Genomic DNA, 14,595 nt, shown 5'->3' with positions numbered 1-14,595 from the left:
AGCGGATGCGCTTCTTCGGCATGAGTGCCTCCTGCCCGTTTGGGGTCGGGAACTTTTGGCAACTCCCATGAGTCGGCCCGTCCCCATGCGCATCCAAAGCGTGCGCCTCTCCGCAAGAAAGTGGTAGAGAATTCGCTGAAGTATCCATTCGATTGGGGATGCTGTGTACTTTAAAAGAGATGCAGTAATCCATGATTAAAAGTAGCTTTGCGCATATGTCCAATGCGTTCTTCTTTTAATCCCACAGAGTGGTACCGTGTTGCACGACACAGGGGTAAGGTCATCCAAAATATCGGCACGTCAATGCCATCGGTGGGGCACGGGTGGGGAAACCTCGGGTGATTGGTAGCCTACAAGATTGCCCAGGGAGTCAGAGCAATTTTCCAAAAATCGCGGGAGCTGACCAATGGAACCAGTGCGTGCTTTTCTGATCGACTCCAATAAGCTGTTCCGCGAAGGCCTGAAGAGGCTTCTCGACGATTCACCCTTTCAGATCGCCGCCGAGGCGGGGAACCTGCGCGAGGCGCTGAACTCCGTCGACAACGGCTTGCGTCCGCAGCTCATCCTGCTCGATCTGGTGAACGGGGGCGAGGAGGAGGCCGACGGCATGCGGCGCCTGCGCGCCCAGCTTCCCGACGCGCGTATGGTCATCCTGACCAGCGACCTGTGCACGCGCCGCCTTGCCAACGCGCTGGAGGCCGGGGCCGACGGCTACCTGATGAAGGATCTGTCGTCCGACGCGCTGGCCCAGTCGCTGCGCCTGGTGATGATGGGCGAGAAGGTGTTTCCGACCCACCTCGCCGCGCTGCTGATCTCCGGCCGAGTCAACGGGAACGGCACGGACATGCCAGTGTCGCGCAAGGGCCTGTCGCAGCGGGAGGTGCAAATCCTGCGCTGCCTGCTGAACGGCGACAGCAACAAGATGATCGCCAACCATCTGAACATCACCGAGGCAACGGTCAAGGTTCACCTGAAGAGCCTGCTGCGCAAGATCAATGCCTCGAACCGCACCCAGGCCGCCATCTGGGCGCTCAACAACGGCATCGGCGGCGAGTTGGCCGGGGCCGGGGCGGTCACCGCGGCGGCGGCCCACCAGTAACCGGTCTCCCGCGATCGCTCCACCGGCGCAGGCGCCGGACCGGCCGGCCATCACCCTTTCGGTGTGGCCGGCCGGTCCGGCGTTTCCGTGTGCGGCTTCCGACCGGAAGCCGGCCGGGAAACCGGTTCGCAAACGAAAATATCCCGGCACGGTGGCCGGGATTCTTTCGATTGGTTGATCAGGGGTGACGGGACGTCCGACGGGTTGTCAGGACGTGCCGGTCCGGTGGGCCGGGGCCGCGTGCATCTGCGGCGGCACCATGCCCTCCCGGGCGGACTGCAACGCGCCCTGCTGCCGCGCGGCGAAGACGCCGGCTTCCGTTCTGTTGCGGAAGTGCAGCTTGGACAGAACACTGCGCACCATCGACTTGATGACCGCCTCGGACAGATCGAGCTGGTTGGCGATCGTCCGGTTGTTCAGCCCCTGGCCGAGCAGGCGCAGGGTTTCGAACTCCGGTTCCGACAACCGCGGCAGCAAGGTCAGCCGGATCTCATCGACGCCCAGCCGGGACAGGAACTGCTTGGGCATCAGACAGTGCCCCTCCAGCCCCAGATCCAGCAGTTCGTTGATGCGGTCCACGTTGATGTCCTCGAACACCCACGCATCGGCGAAAGCCAGGATGTGTGCGGCGTCCAGCAATTCCCGCGACGACAGCACCACGACGATCCGCGACCGGCGTGACAGCCGCAGATACACCATCGGTTCGTTCTCGCGCAGCGCGGTGAACTGCTGAAGGCCGATCAGGATCGCATCGGGCGTCAGCGTGCTCTGCGTCAGTTCCGATATGTCGTGGAAGACGGTCACACGATGGCGACCGGCCCGGTCGAGCGCCTGCACCACGGTGTCGGTCAGGGAACTGTTGTCGAGAATCAGGCAGACGTGCATGGGGGTCACCGCGTTGCGGGTCGAGTGCGATGCTTTCTCTTGGGCGTACTCATGGTTCATTTGCATGGGTCAGCTCTGTTTGGAGGAGGCATCCACGGCAGGCCCTTGTCGGGCGTTATCGCCGCCTGTGTTTTAGGCTTGTCTCGTGCTCTCTATCCGTCGGCGCTCTGTGTCTTCGCGTAAGTGTTTTCATTTAAAGACTGCATCGAATTTCAGGCATATATCCATCAAACCTGGAAAAAAACTTGACACTGTGACAAACAGTTTATAAATTAGTCGTGTAACACGTAAATCAAACGATAGATGATCACTCAAGATCGTCAAGCGCATCTGAATGGCGACCGGATCGCTCCAAGCGATAACTCTTTTGTGACGGACTGCGCTGAAAGGCCAGTACAGGTGTGTGTCGCAAAGTGAGGCACTCCCGCAGGAAAAGCGCTGGCCATTCGTACAGGGCGCACCACCGATCGGATAGGTTTTCACGCAATTCGATCGTTGGTGCCAACCCTTTGCACGCATGGGGTGTTCCGTGACGGATCGTCACTGTCGCCCTCACCTTGAACAACCAAACATGGAGAAAATTGCGCTCCCACTTTCTTTCGTGCAGAGGCTTAGATGAAAAGTCATAGTTCTTGTTTTGTTCAGTCGGCCTTTGCTGTATAGGTGATTGTTCCGCGCCGCAAATGACCTATGGCCCTTGTCCGGATATTGCCCCTCTTCCGAATGTGGTAGCAGTTCTTCAAGCCACGGGGCGAAAGGATGGTTGGATCGCCAACGGGGTGGCCCGGTTAGCCCGAGGAGGGCTGATCCGAAGCAACGGGAAAACGAAGGCGGACGGGGCCATGAAAATTCTGATCGGTGACGACCATCTCCTTTTTCGTGAAGGCCTGCGCCGTCTTCTGGAGCAGCTTCACGGGGACGCGATCTTTGTCGAGGCCGGCACCTTCGACGAGGTTCTTCAGCAATGCCGCGTCGGCGGCGGGTTCGACGTGGTGCTGATGGATCTGCACATGCCGAACTGGCCGGGGTTCGACGGGCTGCGCGAGGTGCAGAGCCTCCAGCCGGGCGTGCCGGTCGTGGTGATCTCCGCCTCCGAGGCGCTGAACGACATCCGCGGCGCGCTCGACCACGGGGCCACCGGCTACATTCCGAAGTCGAGCAGCGTCAAGGTGATGATGGGCGCTCTGAATCTGGTCTTCTCCGGCGGCATCTACGTGCCCCCCGGCGCGCTTACCGCCGCGACCGCGGCCTCCGACGCTGCGCCGCGCCGCGGTCGTCTGGACGGCGCGGACCGCAGCGCCTACGGCCTGACCCAGCGCCAGCGCGAAGTCCTGGATTGCCTGCGGGCGGGCAAGTCGAACAAGCAGATCGCCTACGAACTCGGCCTGTCCGAGGGCACGGTGAAGATCCATGTCACGGCGATCTTCAAGTCGCTGGGCGTCAAGAACCGCACCCAGGCGGTGATCGCCGCCGCCGCCATGGCCTCGTAAAGGGGCGGGTCCGACGGTTACGGGGCAGGGCGGGAAGCAAGAAACCGGGTTGGAGACCGACAGGGCCGCGAGCAGGCACGAACAAGGTGCCGCCGCGGCCTTTTCGATTCCGGCTTTCGCCTCACCTCATATACTCATGCCCGAACCCGCGCCGGCGGCGCGTCCGAGGGTCCAGAAGGAGGAACGACAGCGATGGCGGCGGAAACCCCGGTGTGCGACTTTGGCCGGAAGGCGGAGGATTTCAGCCTGAAGGGAACCGATGGAAAGACCTACAGCCTGGCCGACGTCCAGGGGCCGAGCGGCACTCTGGTCATGTTCATCTGCAACCACTGCCCCTATGTGAAGGCGGTGATCGGGCGGATCGTCGAGGAGGTGGACGCGCTTCGGCCCCACGGCATCGGCGCCGTCGCCATCATGTCCAACGACACCGACGCCTATCCCGACGACGGCTTCGAGAACATGAAGCGTTTCGCGGCGGAACACGGCTTCACCTTCCCCTATCTGCTCGACGAGACTCAGGAGGTGGCGCGGGCTTACGGCGCGGTCTGCACGCCCGACTTTTTCGGTTTCAACGCCGACCTCTGCCTGCAATACCGCGGCCGGCTGGACGCCTCCAAACGCGAGCCGATCCCCGACGCCCCGCGCGAGCTGTTCCACGCGATGGTCCGCATCGCCCAGACGGGGCAGGGGCCGACCGACCAGATCCCCAGCATGGGCTGCTCCATCAAATGGCGGAATCCAACCTGATTCCACCCCAAGCGCAGCCTTAATGCCGCATTGGGCGCCGTTGCGCCTTGACCGCGTGCGGCGCCCAATGCTATCCGGCCCTTTGAACCATCAGAATCGTCCGCCGCAGCCGCGCGCGGGCGCAATCTCCGCTGTAACGGTTTTCGTGCCGTAGGATGCCGCTGTAGAGCCATGAGCGATATTTTCCGCGAAGTCGACGAGGATCTGCGCCGCGACCGCATGGAGCGCGTCTTCAAGCGCTATGGCGGCATCATGCTGGCGGCCGCGCTGGCGGTCGTCGCCGCGACGGGCGGCACGGTCGCCTGGCGGAACTGGCAGCAGTCGCAGAAGGAGAGCGGGACGACGGCCCTGGCCGCCGCCCTCTCACAGGCCGCCCAGGGGCCGGACAAGGGCGTCGAGGCGCTGGCCGCCTTCGCCACCAAGGCCGACCCCGGCATGGCCGCGCTGGCCCAGTTGAACGCCGCCGCCCTGCTGGCCCGCGAGGGCAAGACGGCGGAGGCCGTAGCCGTCTACGACACGCTGTCCAACAACGCCGGCGCCGCCGCGGTCTACCGCGAGCTGGCGGCCCTGCTGTCGGTGATGCACCAGCTCGACTCCGGAGATCCGGCCCAGCTCCAGGCGCGGCTCCAGCCGCTGACGGCGGACGCCAACCCCTGGCGCTTCTCCGCCCGCGAGATGAGCGCCGTGCTCGCCGCGCGCGCCGGGGACAAGGAGCGCGCGCGCACCCTGTTCCAGCAATTGGCCGACGACTCGCAGGCTCCCGCCGGCGTCCGGTCGCGTGCCGCCGATCTCGCCACCCTCTACGGCAAGAGCTGATGACCCGCATTCCCATGGCCGCCCCGACCGCGCACCCCACCGCGAAGCGCCGCTCCCTGCGCGCCGCCCTGCTTTCCGCCCCGCTGCTGGCCGTGCTGCTCGGCGGCTGCGACACCGTCAGCGGGTGGTTCGGCAAGACGCCCGAGCCGCCCCTGCCGGGCGAGCGGGTGTCCGTCCTGACCCGCGAGCGCAAGGTGGAGGTCGACCAGCGGCTGGTCGGCACGCCGGTCGCCCTGCCGACCGCCGTTGCCAACCCGGCCTGGGCGCAGTCCGGCGGCACACCGGAGCACGCCGGCGGCAACCTCGCCCTGTCGGCCACGCCCGCCGAGGCGTGGCGCGGCGACGTCGGCACGGGGGCCAGCAGCTCCCGCTCCCTTCTGGAGACACCGATCGTCGCCGATGGCCGCATCTTCGCCATGGACGCCGACTCGCATGTCGCCGCCCTCGACGAGCGGACCGGCCGCCAGCTCTGGCGGATCGACACCAAGCCGGAGAAGGAGCGCGGCGGCGCCAGCGGCGGCGGTGTCGCCTACGCCGACGGGCGGGTCTTCGCGGCCACCGGCTTCGGTGAGGCGATTGCGCTCGATCCCGCCAACGGTTCGGTCATCTGGCGCAAGCGCGTTCCGGGTCCGGTGCGCGGCGCCCCGACCGTGGAAGGCGGGCGCGTCCTCGTCCTGACGCTGGACAACCAGCTCACGGCCCTGTCGGCCTCCGACGGCGCCGTCCAATGGTCGCACCAGGGCATCCTGGAGACGGCGGGCCTGCTGGGCGCCGTCAGCCCGGCGGCTTCGTCGACCCTGATCGTCGCCCCGTACTCCTCCGGCGAGCTGTACGGCCTGCGCCCGGAGAACGGGCGCGTGGCGTGGCAGGAGAGCCTGGCGGCCATTCGGCGCAGCGGCGCCCTGAGCAGCCTCGCCGACATCCGTGGCCTGCCGGTGATGGACCGCGGCGTCGTCTATGCGATCGGCCATTCCGGCCGCATGATCGCCATCGACGAGCGCATCGGCATCCGTCTGTGGGAGGCCGAGATCGGCGGCACCCAGACTCCCTGGCTCGCCGGCGATCACCTGTTCGTCGTCACCAACGATTCGGAGCTGGTCGCCCTGACCCGTCAGGCCGGCCACGCCCGCTGGGTCACCCAACTCGCCCAGTTCACCGACCCGGAGGACAAGAAGGGGCCGATCACCTGGTCGGGTCCGGTCCTGGCCGGCGGCAAGCTCTACGTCACCGGGTCGAACGGGCAGATGCTGGCCCTGTCGCCCGCCGACGGGCAGGTGCTGACCCGCTACTCGCTGCCGGCTTCCACCTATTTGCCTCCGGTCGTGGCGAACAACACCCTATATGTCCTGTGCGAGAACGGTACGCTGGTGGCGTACCGTTGATCGCCGCCCCTGGTTCTTTATAAGGCCCCCGGCCCGATGTCCTTCACCGTCGCTCTTGTCGGTCGGCCGAATGTCGGCAAATCGACTCTCTTCAACCGTTTGGCCGGCAAGAAGCTGGCGCTGGTCGACGACACGCCCGGCGTGACTCGCGACTGGCGCTCGGCCCCCGCCCGCGTGGGTGGGCTGTCCTTCACCGTGGTCGACACCGCGGGCCTGGAGGACGTCACTGACGACAGCCTGGAGGCGCGCATGCGCCGCCAGACCGAACGCGCCCTGGAACGCGCCGACGTGGCGCTGTTCATCGTGGATGCGCGCAGCGGCATCACGCCGCTCGACCGCCATTTCGCGGCCCTGCTGCGCAAGAGCAAGACCCCTGTGATCCTCGTCGCCAACAAGGCCGAGGGCAAGGTGGGGATGACCGGCCTCTACGAGGCCTTCGAGCTTGGTCTGGGCGACCCGCTCGCGCTGTCGGCCGAGCATGGCGAGGGCATGGCCGATCTGGTCGAAGCCCTGCTGCCCTACGCCGCGCCGGAACCGGAAGCGGTCGAGACGGCCTCGGCCCCCCTCAAGGGGGAGAATGGCGAGGAGTTGCCTGTCGGCGACCAGCCGGAAACCGACGAGGAGCGCGCCCGCCCGATCCAGATCGCCATCGTCGGCCGCCCGAACGTCGGCAAGTCGACCCTGCTCAACGCCCTGATCGGCGAGGAGCGCGTGCTGACCGGTCCCGAGGCCGGCATGACGCGCGACGCCATCAGCGTCGATTGGGAGTGGCGCGGCCGCAAGTTTCGGCTGGTCGACACCGCCGGCATGCGCCGTCGCGCCCGCGTCGATGCCAAGGTGGAGAAGCTGGCCGTCGCCGACGCCCTGCGCGTCGTCCGCATGGCGCAGGTCGTCCTGCTCGTGGTCGATGCCAACCAGATCCTCGACAAGCAGGACCTGACCATCGCCCGCACGGTGGTGGAGGAAGGCCGCGCCCTGGTCATTGCCCTGAACAAGTGGGACGCCGTGGACGACCGCGCCATGGCCCTGCGTCAGGTCGAGGACAAGCTCCAGGCCGCCCTGGCCCAGATCAAGGGCGTCGAGGTCGTGACCATCTCCGCCCTTCAAGGCAAGAAGCTGGACACGCTGCTCGATTCGATCCTGTCGACCTACGCGCAGTGGAACCGCCGCATTCCGACCGCCCAGCTCAACCGCTGGATCGAAGGCGTGCTGGATCACCACCCGCCGCCCCTGGTCGAGGGCCGCCGCGTGAAGATCCGCTACGCCACGCAGGTGAAGACCCGCCCGCCGACCGTGGCGCTGTTTGTGAACAAGCCGCTGGATCTGCCGGAAAGCTACCAGCGCTATCTGATCGCGCATCTGCGCGAGACGTTCGACCTGCCGGGCGTGCCGGTGCGGCTGCTCCTGCGCAAGCAGAAGAACCCCTACGCGGACGATTGAGAGGCTCGGCATTGGGGCCCTCCCGGTCTCCCTTTCCGCTTCTGTAACGAATATTCTCGTCATTTACGCGAGGGCGAGAGTTCAGCCCCCTTCAGATGAGCATTCGACCGGACTGATGCGGTTGGAAAATGATCGCATTCATCATTTTCCAACCGTGAAATCCCGGCAGATCAATGCGTTAGAATTGATCGAGAGGCTCTTGCCGGCGGCGCCTTCTGGTGCCGACGGTGTGCATTCCGGCCAAGGCGGGAATGACGAGCGAGGAAAGCGGCGGCAGACGCCATCAAGACGCCGTTCGTCGCCACGCTGCGGTCATTACCCCCGCCCCGATAAGCATCGCTCCCCCTGTCCGATTGAAAATCCGTCGGATCGAGGGGCGTTGCACCGCTTGTCCCGCCGCCGAGGCCAGAAGTGCGTACAACGTGGCGTTCAGGGTCGCCAACACCAGGAAGGTGGCTTCCATGATCAGTATTTGTGGCAAAAGCGGCTGAGTGGAATCAACAAACTGCGGTAGAAAGGCAACGAAGAACACGATGCTTTTGGGATTCAGTGCCGTCACGGCATAGGTATGAAGGGCCATGCGGAAGGGGGGCACGGCGGGAGCCGGCTCGGTTGATGTGGCCTCGACAACCGGGGATCGCCACAACTTGAGGCCGAGATATACGAGGTAGGCCGCCCCAATCCATTTCAATGTGGTGAAGAGCAGGGACGAGGCGGCCAGCACCACGCCCAAACCCAGCATGGATGCGGTCATGGCGGTGAAGTCGCCGAGCGCAACGCCGACGACGGTGGCGAGCCCTGAACGCCGGCCCTGACCGAGCGCATAGGATACCACAAGCAGGATCGTGGGGCCTGGGATGATCAACAACACCGCGGATGCTGCGGTAAAGGCAAGCCAAGCTTCTATCGGCATCATCACCTCCCTCTGGATAGCCGTCGACTGATCCATAAATCTGGCCGGCTTACAACGTCCGATTTCGCGGGAACGGCCTTGTAGACCGGACCAGCGATGGGAAGGGTGAGGAACGCCTTCGACTTATCGAGGCAGGGGAAAGCCCTTGGTTTTCGCGCCAAGCGGCATCGTGTTCGTGCTGAAGCGGGGCATCCTTTGGATGATGCTGCCGCAGGAGTCGGGCTGCGGCTCGGACACCCAGTCCGGCTTCCTCACGCGCGTCGGCGCGCTGCTCTCCTTCCGCTTTCTGTTAAGACGTCTCCAAGCTTACCCTTGCGCCGACACCACTTCGCCGTGGCGCGTGCAGGACGTTTCCGCCAACGCCAGGAAAGCCTCGGTCACGTCGTCCGGCTGGGCCAGCTTGGTCTGGTCTTCGCCGGGGAAGGCCTGCATGCGCAGCTTGGTCGCCACGATGCCGGGATCGATCAGATTGACGCGCAGGTTTGACGAGGCGATTTCCATCGCGTAGGTCTTCACCATCATCTCCAGTGCCGCCTTGCTGGCCCCGTACGGGCTCCAGTAGGGGTAGGGCGCGTTCGCGGCGCCCGACGTCACGAAGATGGCGCGCCCCGCGTCGGACGCGCGCAGCAGACGGTCGAAGGAGCGGATCAGACGGAAGTTGGCCGTGACGTTGACGTCCATCACGCGCTGCCACAGCTTCGGATCGTAATGGGCGACCGGGCCCAGCGCTTCCAGGACGCCGGCGTTGCTGACCAGGATGTCGAGCTTCCCGAAGCGCTCGAAGATCGAATAGCCGAGCTGGTCGATCTTGTCGAACTGGCGCAGGTCCAGCGGGACCAGCGTGGCGTTGCGGCCCGTGGCCTGGAAGATCGCGTCGTCGGTTTCCTCCAGGCCGCCGACGGTGCGGGCGGCGAGGATGACGTGGGCGCCTTCGGCGGCGAAGCGCTTGGCGACGGCGGCGCCGATGCCGCGCGAGGCGCCGGTGATGAGGGCGGTGCGGCCGGAAAGACGGGACATGGCGGCGACTCGACGATGTTCGGTAGCGGGATTGGCAAACGGGCCGGTCCGCTGGGTTGCGGCCGGCCCGTCGCGGCGGTGGTCAGGCGGTCAGGCGCGGATGCGGACGTTCGCCTCGACCGGCGGGTGGTCCAGCGCGTCGGTCAGCGCGATGGGGTAGTCGCCGGTAAAACAGGCGTCGCAGAAGGTCAGCTTCTGCGGGTCGCGGCGCTCCGCACCCATGGCCCGGTAGAGGCCGTCCAGGGAGATGAAGGCGAGGCTGTCGGCCTGGATGAAGTCGCGCATCTCCTCCACCGACATGCGGTGGGCGAGCAGCTTGCTCTGCTCCGGCGTGTCGATGCCGTAGAAGCAGGGGTGCGAGGTCGGCGGGCTGGAGATGCGCATGTGCACCTCCTTCGCACCGGCGGCGCGCACCATCTCGACGATCTTCTTGGAGGTCGTGCCGCGCACGATGCTGTCGTCCACCAGCACCACCCGCTTGCCCTCGATCATGGCGCGGTTGGCGTTGTGCTTCAGCTTCACGCCGAGGTGACGGATCTGGTCGGTCGGCTCGATGAAGGTGCGGCCGACATAATGGTTGCGGATGATGCCCAGCTCGAAGGGCACGCCGCTCTGCGTGGCGTAGCCGAGGGCCGCCGGCACGCCGCTGTCGGGCACCGGCACCACCACGTCGGCCTCGATCCCCGATTCGCGGGCCAGCTCGGCGCCGATCCGCTGGCGGGCGTTGTAGACGGAGGACCCCTCCATCACACTGTCGGGACGTGCGAAGTAGATGTATTCGAAGATGCAGAAGCGACGGCCCTGCGGCTGGAAGGGGCGCAGGCTCTGCACACCCTGGTCGTTCAGCACGACCATCTCGCCCGGCTCGACGTCGCGCACGTAATCGGCGCCGACGATGTCGAGCGCGCAGGTCTCGCTGGTCACGATGTAGGTGTCGCCCAGCTTGCCCAGGACCAGCGGGCGGACACCCAGCGGGTCACGCACGCCGATGACCTCGTTCGGGGTCAGCGCCACCAGGGAGAAGGCGCCCTCGACCTGCCGCACCGCCTCGATCAGCCGGTCCACCGGCGAACCGCCGCGGGCGATGGCCATCAGATGGACGATGGTCTCGGTGTCGGTGGTGGATTGGAACAGGCAGCCGCGGCGGACGAGCTGACGGCGCAGCGTGTGCGCGTTGGTCAGGTTGCCGTTGTGGGCCAGCGCGAAGCCGCCGAACTCGAAGTCGGCGTAGAGCGGCTGGACGTTGCGGATCGTCGTGTCGCCCGTGGTGGCGTAGCGGACGTGGCCGATGGCCTGCGGGCCCTTCAGCTTGCCGATGATGGCTTCCGACGAGAAATGATCGCCGACGAGGCCGAGCGTGTGCTCCAGATGGAAGCGGTCGCCGTCGTGGCTGACGATTCCGCAGGCTTCCTGGCCGCGATGCTGCAGCGCGTGCAGGCCGAGCGCGGTGATGGCCCCCGCCTGCGGATGGCTGTGGATGCCGAACACGCCGCACTCCTCGCGCAGCTTGTCGTCGTCGAACGGATGCGTCGTCAGCATCGGAAGATCCTCGTCATACACAGCATCACCAAAGGGCATTGCCCCGGCGGCCTCTTTGCCAGCGGGGCGTTACTCACAGGCACTCTGCACCATGCGGCGTTCAGCGTGCGTTCTGGATCAGTCGCTCAAGGTCGCCGCGGTCCCGGTCCTTATAACCGGTATCGGATGGCGACGCACCACCGGTCTTCGGCGCTCCGGGAACCGGCGTGGACAGGCGGTCCAGCGCCTCCTTGGCCTCCACCGCCTGCCGCGCGCGTTCCCGCGCCATGTCCATCTGGCCCAGCCCGTCCTTGCGCAGCGAGTCCGGCATCACCTCGTAGATCATGGCGGCGCCGGACACCAGCATCGGCCGGGTCTTGGCGCTTTGCAGCCACGCCGGATGTTCCGCCGGGTTCGGCACCAGCCAAGCGAAGAAGAGATAGGCGACGGAGGCGAGGATTGCACCCTTCAGCAGGCCGAAGACGAAACCCAGCGAGCGGTCGAGCGCCGAAAGGCCGGAATTCTGCACCCCGCGTGACACGACGCGGCCCAGGATTGTCAAAACCACAAGGCTGACGACGAACAGCGCCACCGCCGACGCGGCGTAGGCGGCCATTTCGACGTGAATGTAGGTCTGCGCGATGGGCAGGACGTGGGGCAGGGCGTTCAGCGTGATCAGCGCGGCACCGACCCAGGCGGCGACCGACAGCACCTCGGCCACCATGCCGCGGGTGAAGGCCAGCAGGGCCGACAGCAAAAGCACCACGATGACGGCCAGATCCGCCGGGTTGATCGGGAAGGTGTCCATAACGCCGCTACGCCTCGTGCGCTTTCACTTTGGAGTCTCGTCTCAATCCCGGCCGCGCGGCGGACGGGGTCCCGATCCGGCCTGGAACAGCGGCAGCAATTCGCTGAGCTGCTGCAGCTCGACCGATTTCAGGCCGTTGTCGCCGCGCCCCGGTTTCTTGCCGTTCCGTCTAGCCGGAAAGATCGCCGTTGAAAACCCCAGCTTCGCGGCTTCCTTTAGCCGGGCGTCGCTCTGGCCCACGGCGCGCACCTCGCCCGACAGGCCGACCTCGCCGAAGACCACGGCGTCGGCGGGCACCGGCTCCCCGGTCAGCGAGGAGACCAGCGCCGCGGCGACCGCGAGGTCCGCCGCCGGCTCGGTGATGCGCAGCCCGCCGGCCACGTTCAGATAGACGTCGTTGGCGCCGATCTGCACGCCGCAGCGCGCCTCCAGAACCGCCAGCACCATGGCGAGCCGCGCCGAGTCCCAGCCGACGACCGCGCGCCGTGGCGTGCCGAGCGGGGAGGGGGCGACCAGGGCCTGGATTTCCACCAGCACGGGGCGGGTGCCCTCCATTCCGGCGAAGACCGCCGCGCCCGACACGTCGCCGCGCCGTTCCGCCAGGAACAGGGCGGAGGGGTTGGCGACCTCGCCCAGCCCGCCGTCGGTCATCTCGAACACGCCGATCTCGTCCGTCGCGCCGAAGCGGTTCTTCACCGCGCGCAGGATGCGGAACTGGTGGCCGCGCTCGCCTTCGAAGTAAAGCACCGTGTCAACCATGTGCTCCAGCACGCGGGGGCCGGCGATGGTGCCTTCCTTGGTGACATGGCCGACCAGCAACAGGACGCAGCCGCGCCGCTTGGCGACGCGGATCAGCTCCTGCGCGCTCGCCCGGACCTGGGCGACGGTGCCGGGGGCGCTGTCCAGATTGTCCACATACATGGTCTGGATCGAGTCGATCACCACGACCTCCGGCCCGTCCGTGCCGTCGAGCGAGGCGACGATGTCGCGCACGCTGGTCGCCGAGGCGAGCTGGACCGGTGCGGCGGCGCAGCCCAGCCGGACGGCGCGCAGCCGCACCTGATCCACCGCCTCTTCACCGGAGACATAGGCGCAGCGGTGTTCCTGCGACAGCCGGGCCATGGCCTGGAGGAGGAGGGTCGATTTGCCGATGCCGGGGTCGCCGCCGATCAGGATCGCCGATCCGGGGACGAGGCCGCCGCCGCAGACGCGGTCGAACTCCTCGATGCGGGTCATGCGGCGCGGCGGCGCCTCGCTGGACCCGGCCAGCCCGACGAAGTCCAGCCGGCGACCGCGTGCCACGCCCAGTCCTTTGGGGGCGGCTTCCGGGGCGGCTTCCTCGACGAGGGTGTTCCATTCGCCGCAGGCATCGCAGCGGCCCGCCCATTTCGGGAAGGAGGCGCCGCAAGCCTGACAGACGTAGCGGGTGGTTGGCTTTGCCAAAGGTCTAGCGATTGGTTGGAGCGGCAGCGCCCCACATATAGCAAGGTGGCGTTCTAAATCCTATGGCAGAGGTGATAAAAAGCTGGGGCTTTTCTCGGCCGTTCCGGTGGTAGGTTCTGTCCCGGAATTCATGATGAACAACGGATGTGAGGTGACACGGTGGCGGACAAGGACGCGCGGAAGATCCCGCTGCACGGCCCGGAGGAGTTCGAGGCGATCCGCAAGGCCGGGCGGCTGGCCGCGGCGACGCTCGACCACATCACGCCCCAGGTGGTGCCGGGGGTCAGCACGGGTCATCTGAACCGGCTGATCGAAACCTTCATGCGGGACAACGGCGCCATCCCCGCGACCCTCGGCTATCACGGCTATCCGGCGGCGAGTTGCATCTCGCCGAACCATGTGGTGAATCACGGCATTCCGTCCGACGACAAGACGCTGGTCGACGGCGACATCGTGAACGTCGATGTGACGGTGATCCTCGACGGCTGGTACGGCGACACCAGCCGCATGTTCTTCGTCGGCGACAAGATCGGGGTGAAGGCGCGCAAGCTGGTGGACATCACCTACAAGGCGATGATGGCCGGCATCGCGCAGGCCAAGCCGGGCAACCATCTGGGCGACATCGGTCACGCCATCCAGACCCTGGCCGAATCCCACCGCTACGGCGTGGTGCGCGACTTCGGCGGGCACGGCATCGGCCGGGTGTTCCACGACGCGCCGCACGTCGACCATTTCGGCAAGCGCGGCACCGGGGTTCTGCTGGTTCCGGGCATGGTCTTCACCATCGAGCCGATGCTCAACGCCGGCAAGCCGGATGTGAAGATCCTGTCGGACGGCTGGACCACCGTCACCCGCGACCGCTCCCTGTCCGCCCAGTTCGAGCATCAGGTCGGCATCACCGAGACGGGCTGCGAGATATTCACCCTGTCGCCGGCGGGCTTCACCCAGCCGCCTTACGGGACCGTGGCCGGGGCCGTCGCGGCATGAGATACCGTCACGCTGAGCAAGCGATTTTTTCAGGCGGCAAGCTTTTGCTC

General features: G+C 66.4%; 13 protein-coding genes. 7 read left to right on the top strand and 6 right to left on the bottom strand.

Annotated elements, in window-relative coordinates:
• The first annotated feature begins 406 nt into the window (after positions 1–406).
• Positions 407–1,099: a LuxR C-terminal-related transcriptional regulator gene (locus DXK32_RS01070; RefSeq protein WP_114856820.1), complete on the top strand. Its 693-nt coding sequence runs from the start codon at positions 407–409 to the stop codon at positions 1,097–1,099.
• 207 nt (positions 1,100–1,306) lie between these two features.
• Here the strand turns inward: DXK32_RS01070 and DXK32_RS01065 are convergent, their stop codons facing one another.
• Positions 1,307–2,050, bottom strand: a complete 744-nt coding sequence (locus tag DXK32_RS01065) for a response regulator transcription factor (protein ID WP_247876916.1) — start codon at positions 2,048–2,050, stop codon at positions 1,307–1,309.
• A 776-nt stretch (positions 2,051–2,826) separates the two neighbouring features.
• Between DXK32_RS01065 and DXK32_RS01060 the strand changes: the two genes are divergently transcribed.
• The 5 genes from DXK32_RS01060 (at position 2,827) to der (ending at position 7,859) form a co-directional block, all read left to right on the top strand.
• Positions 2,827–3,474, top strand: coding sequence for a response regulator transcription factor (locus DXK32_RS01060; RefSeq protein ID WP_114856818.1), 648 nt, complete (start codon positions 2,827–2,829; stop codon positions 3,472–3,474).
• Positions 3,475–3,666: 192 nt separating this feature from the next.
• Positions 3,667–4,221, top strand: coding sequence for a thioredoxin family protein (locus DXK32_RS01055; protein ID WP_114856817.1), 555 nt, complete (start codon positions 3,667–3,669; stop codon positions 4,219–4,221).
• Between the two features lie 171 nt (positions 4,222–4,392).
• Positions 4,393–5,037 carry a tetratricopeptide repeat protein gene (locus tag DXK32_RS01050; protein ID WP_114856816.1) on the top strand — a complete coding sequence of 215 codons (645 nt, stop codon included), beginning with the start codon at positions 4,393–4,395 and terminating at the stop codon, positions 5,035–5,037.
• A complete protein-coding gene (locus DXK32_RS01045) occupies positions 5,037–6,419 on the top strand; it encodes a PQQ-binding-like beta-propeller repeat protein (RefSeq protein ID WP_247876915.1) in 1,383 nt (460 codons plus the stop codon). The genes DXK32_RS01050 and DXK32_RS01045 overlap by 1 nt, the downstream gene beginning before the upstream one ends.
• A gap of 36 nt (positions 6,420–6,455) precedes the next feature.
• Complete coding sequence (gene der / locus DXK32_RS01040) at positions 6,456–7,859, top strand: ribosome biogenesis GTPase Der (protein WP_114856815.1); 1,404 nt, start codon at positions 6,456–6,458, stop codon at positions 7,857–7,859.
• A 283-nt stretch (positions 7,860–8,142) separates the two neighbouring features.
• On the opposite strand, the gene DXK32_RS01035 is transcribed toward der, so the two are convergent.
• The 5 genes from DXK32_RS01035 to radA form a co-directional block, all read right to left on the bottom strand.
• Positions 8,143–8,808, bottom strand: a complete 666-nt coding sequence (locus DXK32_RS01035) for a LysE family translocator (protein WP_417281699.1) — start codon at positions 8,806–8,808, stop codon at positions 8,143–8,145.
• Between the two features lie 270 nt (positions 8,809–9,078).
• Positions 9,079–9,789 (bottom strand): SDR family NAD(P)-dependent oxidoreductase, encoded by a 711-nt coding sequence (locus DXK32_RS01030; RefSeq protein WP_114856814.1) that lies wholly within the window; start codon positions 9,787–9,789, stop codon positions 9,079–9,081.
• Positions 9,790–9,879: 90 nt separating this feature from the next.
• Positions 9,880–11,328: an amidophosphoribosyltransferase gene (gene purF / locus DXK32_RS01025; RefSeq protein WP_114856971.1), complete on the bottom strand. Its 1,449-nt coding sequence runs from the start codon at positions 11,326–11,328 to the stop codon at positions 9,880–9,882.
• A gap of 100 nt (positions 11,329–11,428) precedes the next feature.
• Entirely contained in the window at positions 11,429–12,115 is a 687-nt protein-coding gene (locus DXK32_RS01020; RefSeq protein WP_114856813.1) for a CvpA family protein, read from the bottom strand.
• A gap of 42 nt (positions 12,116–12,157) precedes the next feature.
• The gene (radA, locus tag DXK32_RS01015; RefSeq protein ID WP_114856812.1) at positions 12,158–13,558 is read right to left on the bottom strand and encodes a DNA repair protein RadA; all 1,401 of its coding nucleotides are present in this window, start codon (positions 13,556–13,558) and stop codon (positions 12,158–12,160) included.
• Positions 13,559–13,717: 159 nt separating this feature from the next.
• On the opposite strand from radA, the gene map reads away from it, so the two are divergent.
• On the top strand, positions 13,718–14,545 hold the full coding sequence (gene map, locus DXK32_RS01010; RefSeq protein WP_038527707.1) for a type I methionyl aminopeptidase: 828 nt from the start codon (positions 13,718–13,720) through the stop codon (positions 14,543–14,545).
• The last annotated feature ends 50 nt before the right edge of the window (positions 14,546–14,595 follow it).

The sequence above is a fragment of the Azospirillum brasilense genome (genome assembly GCF_003349955.1).
Lineage (GTDB): Bacteria > Pseudomonadota > Alphaproteobacteria > Azospirillales > Azospirillaceae > Azospirillum > Azospirillum brasilense_B.
Note: the sequence above shows the minus strand (reverse complement) of the source record. Positions and strands in the feature narration are given on the sequence as shown.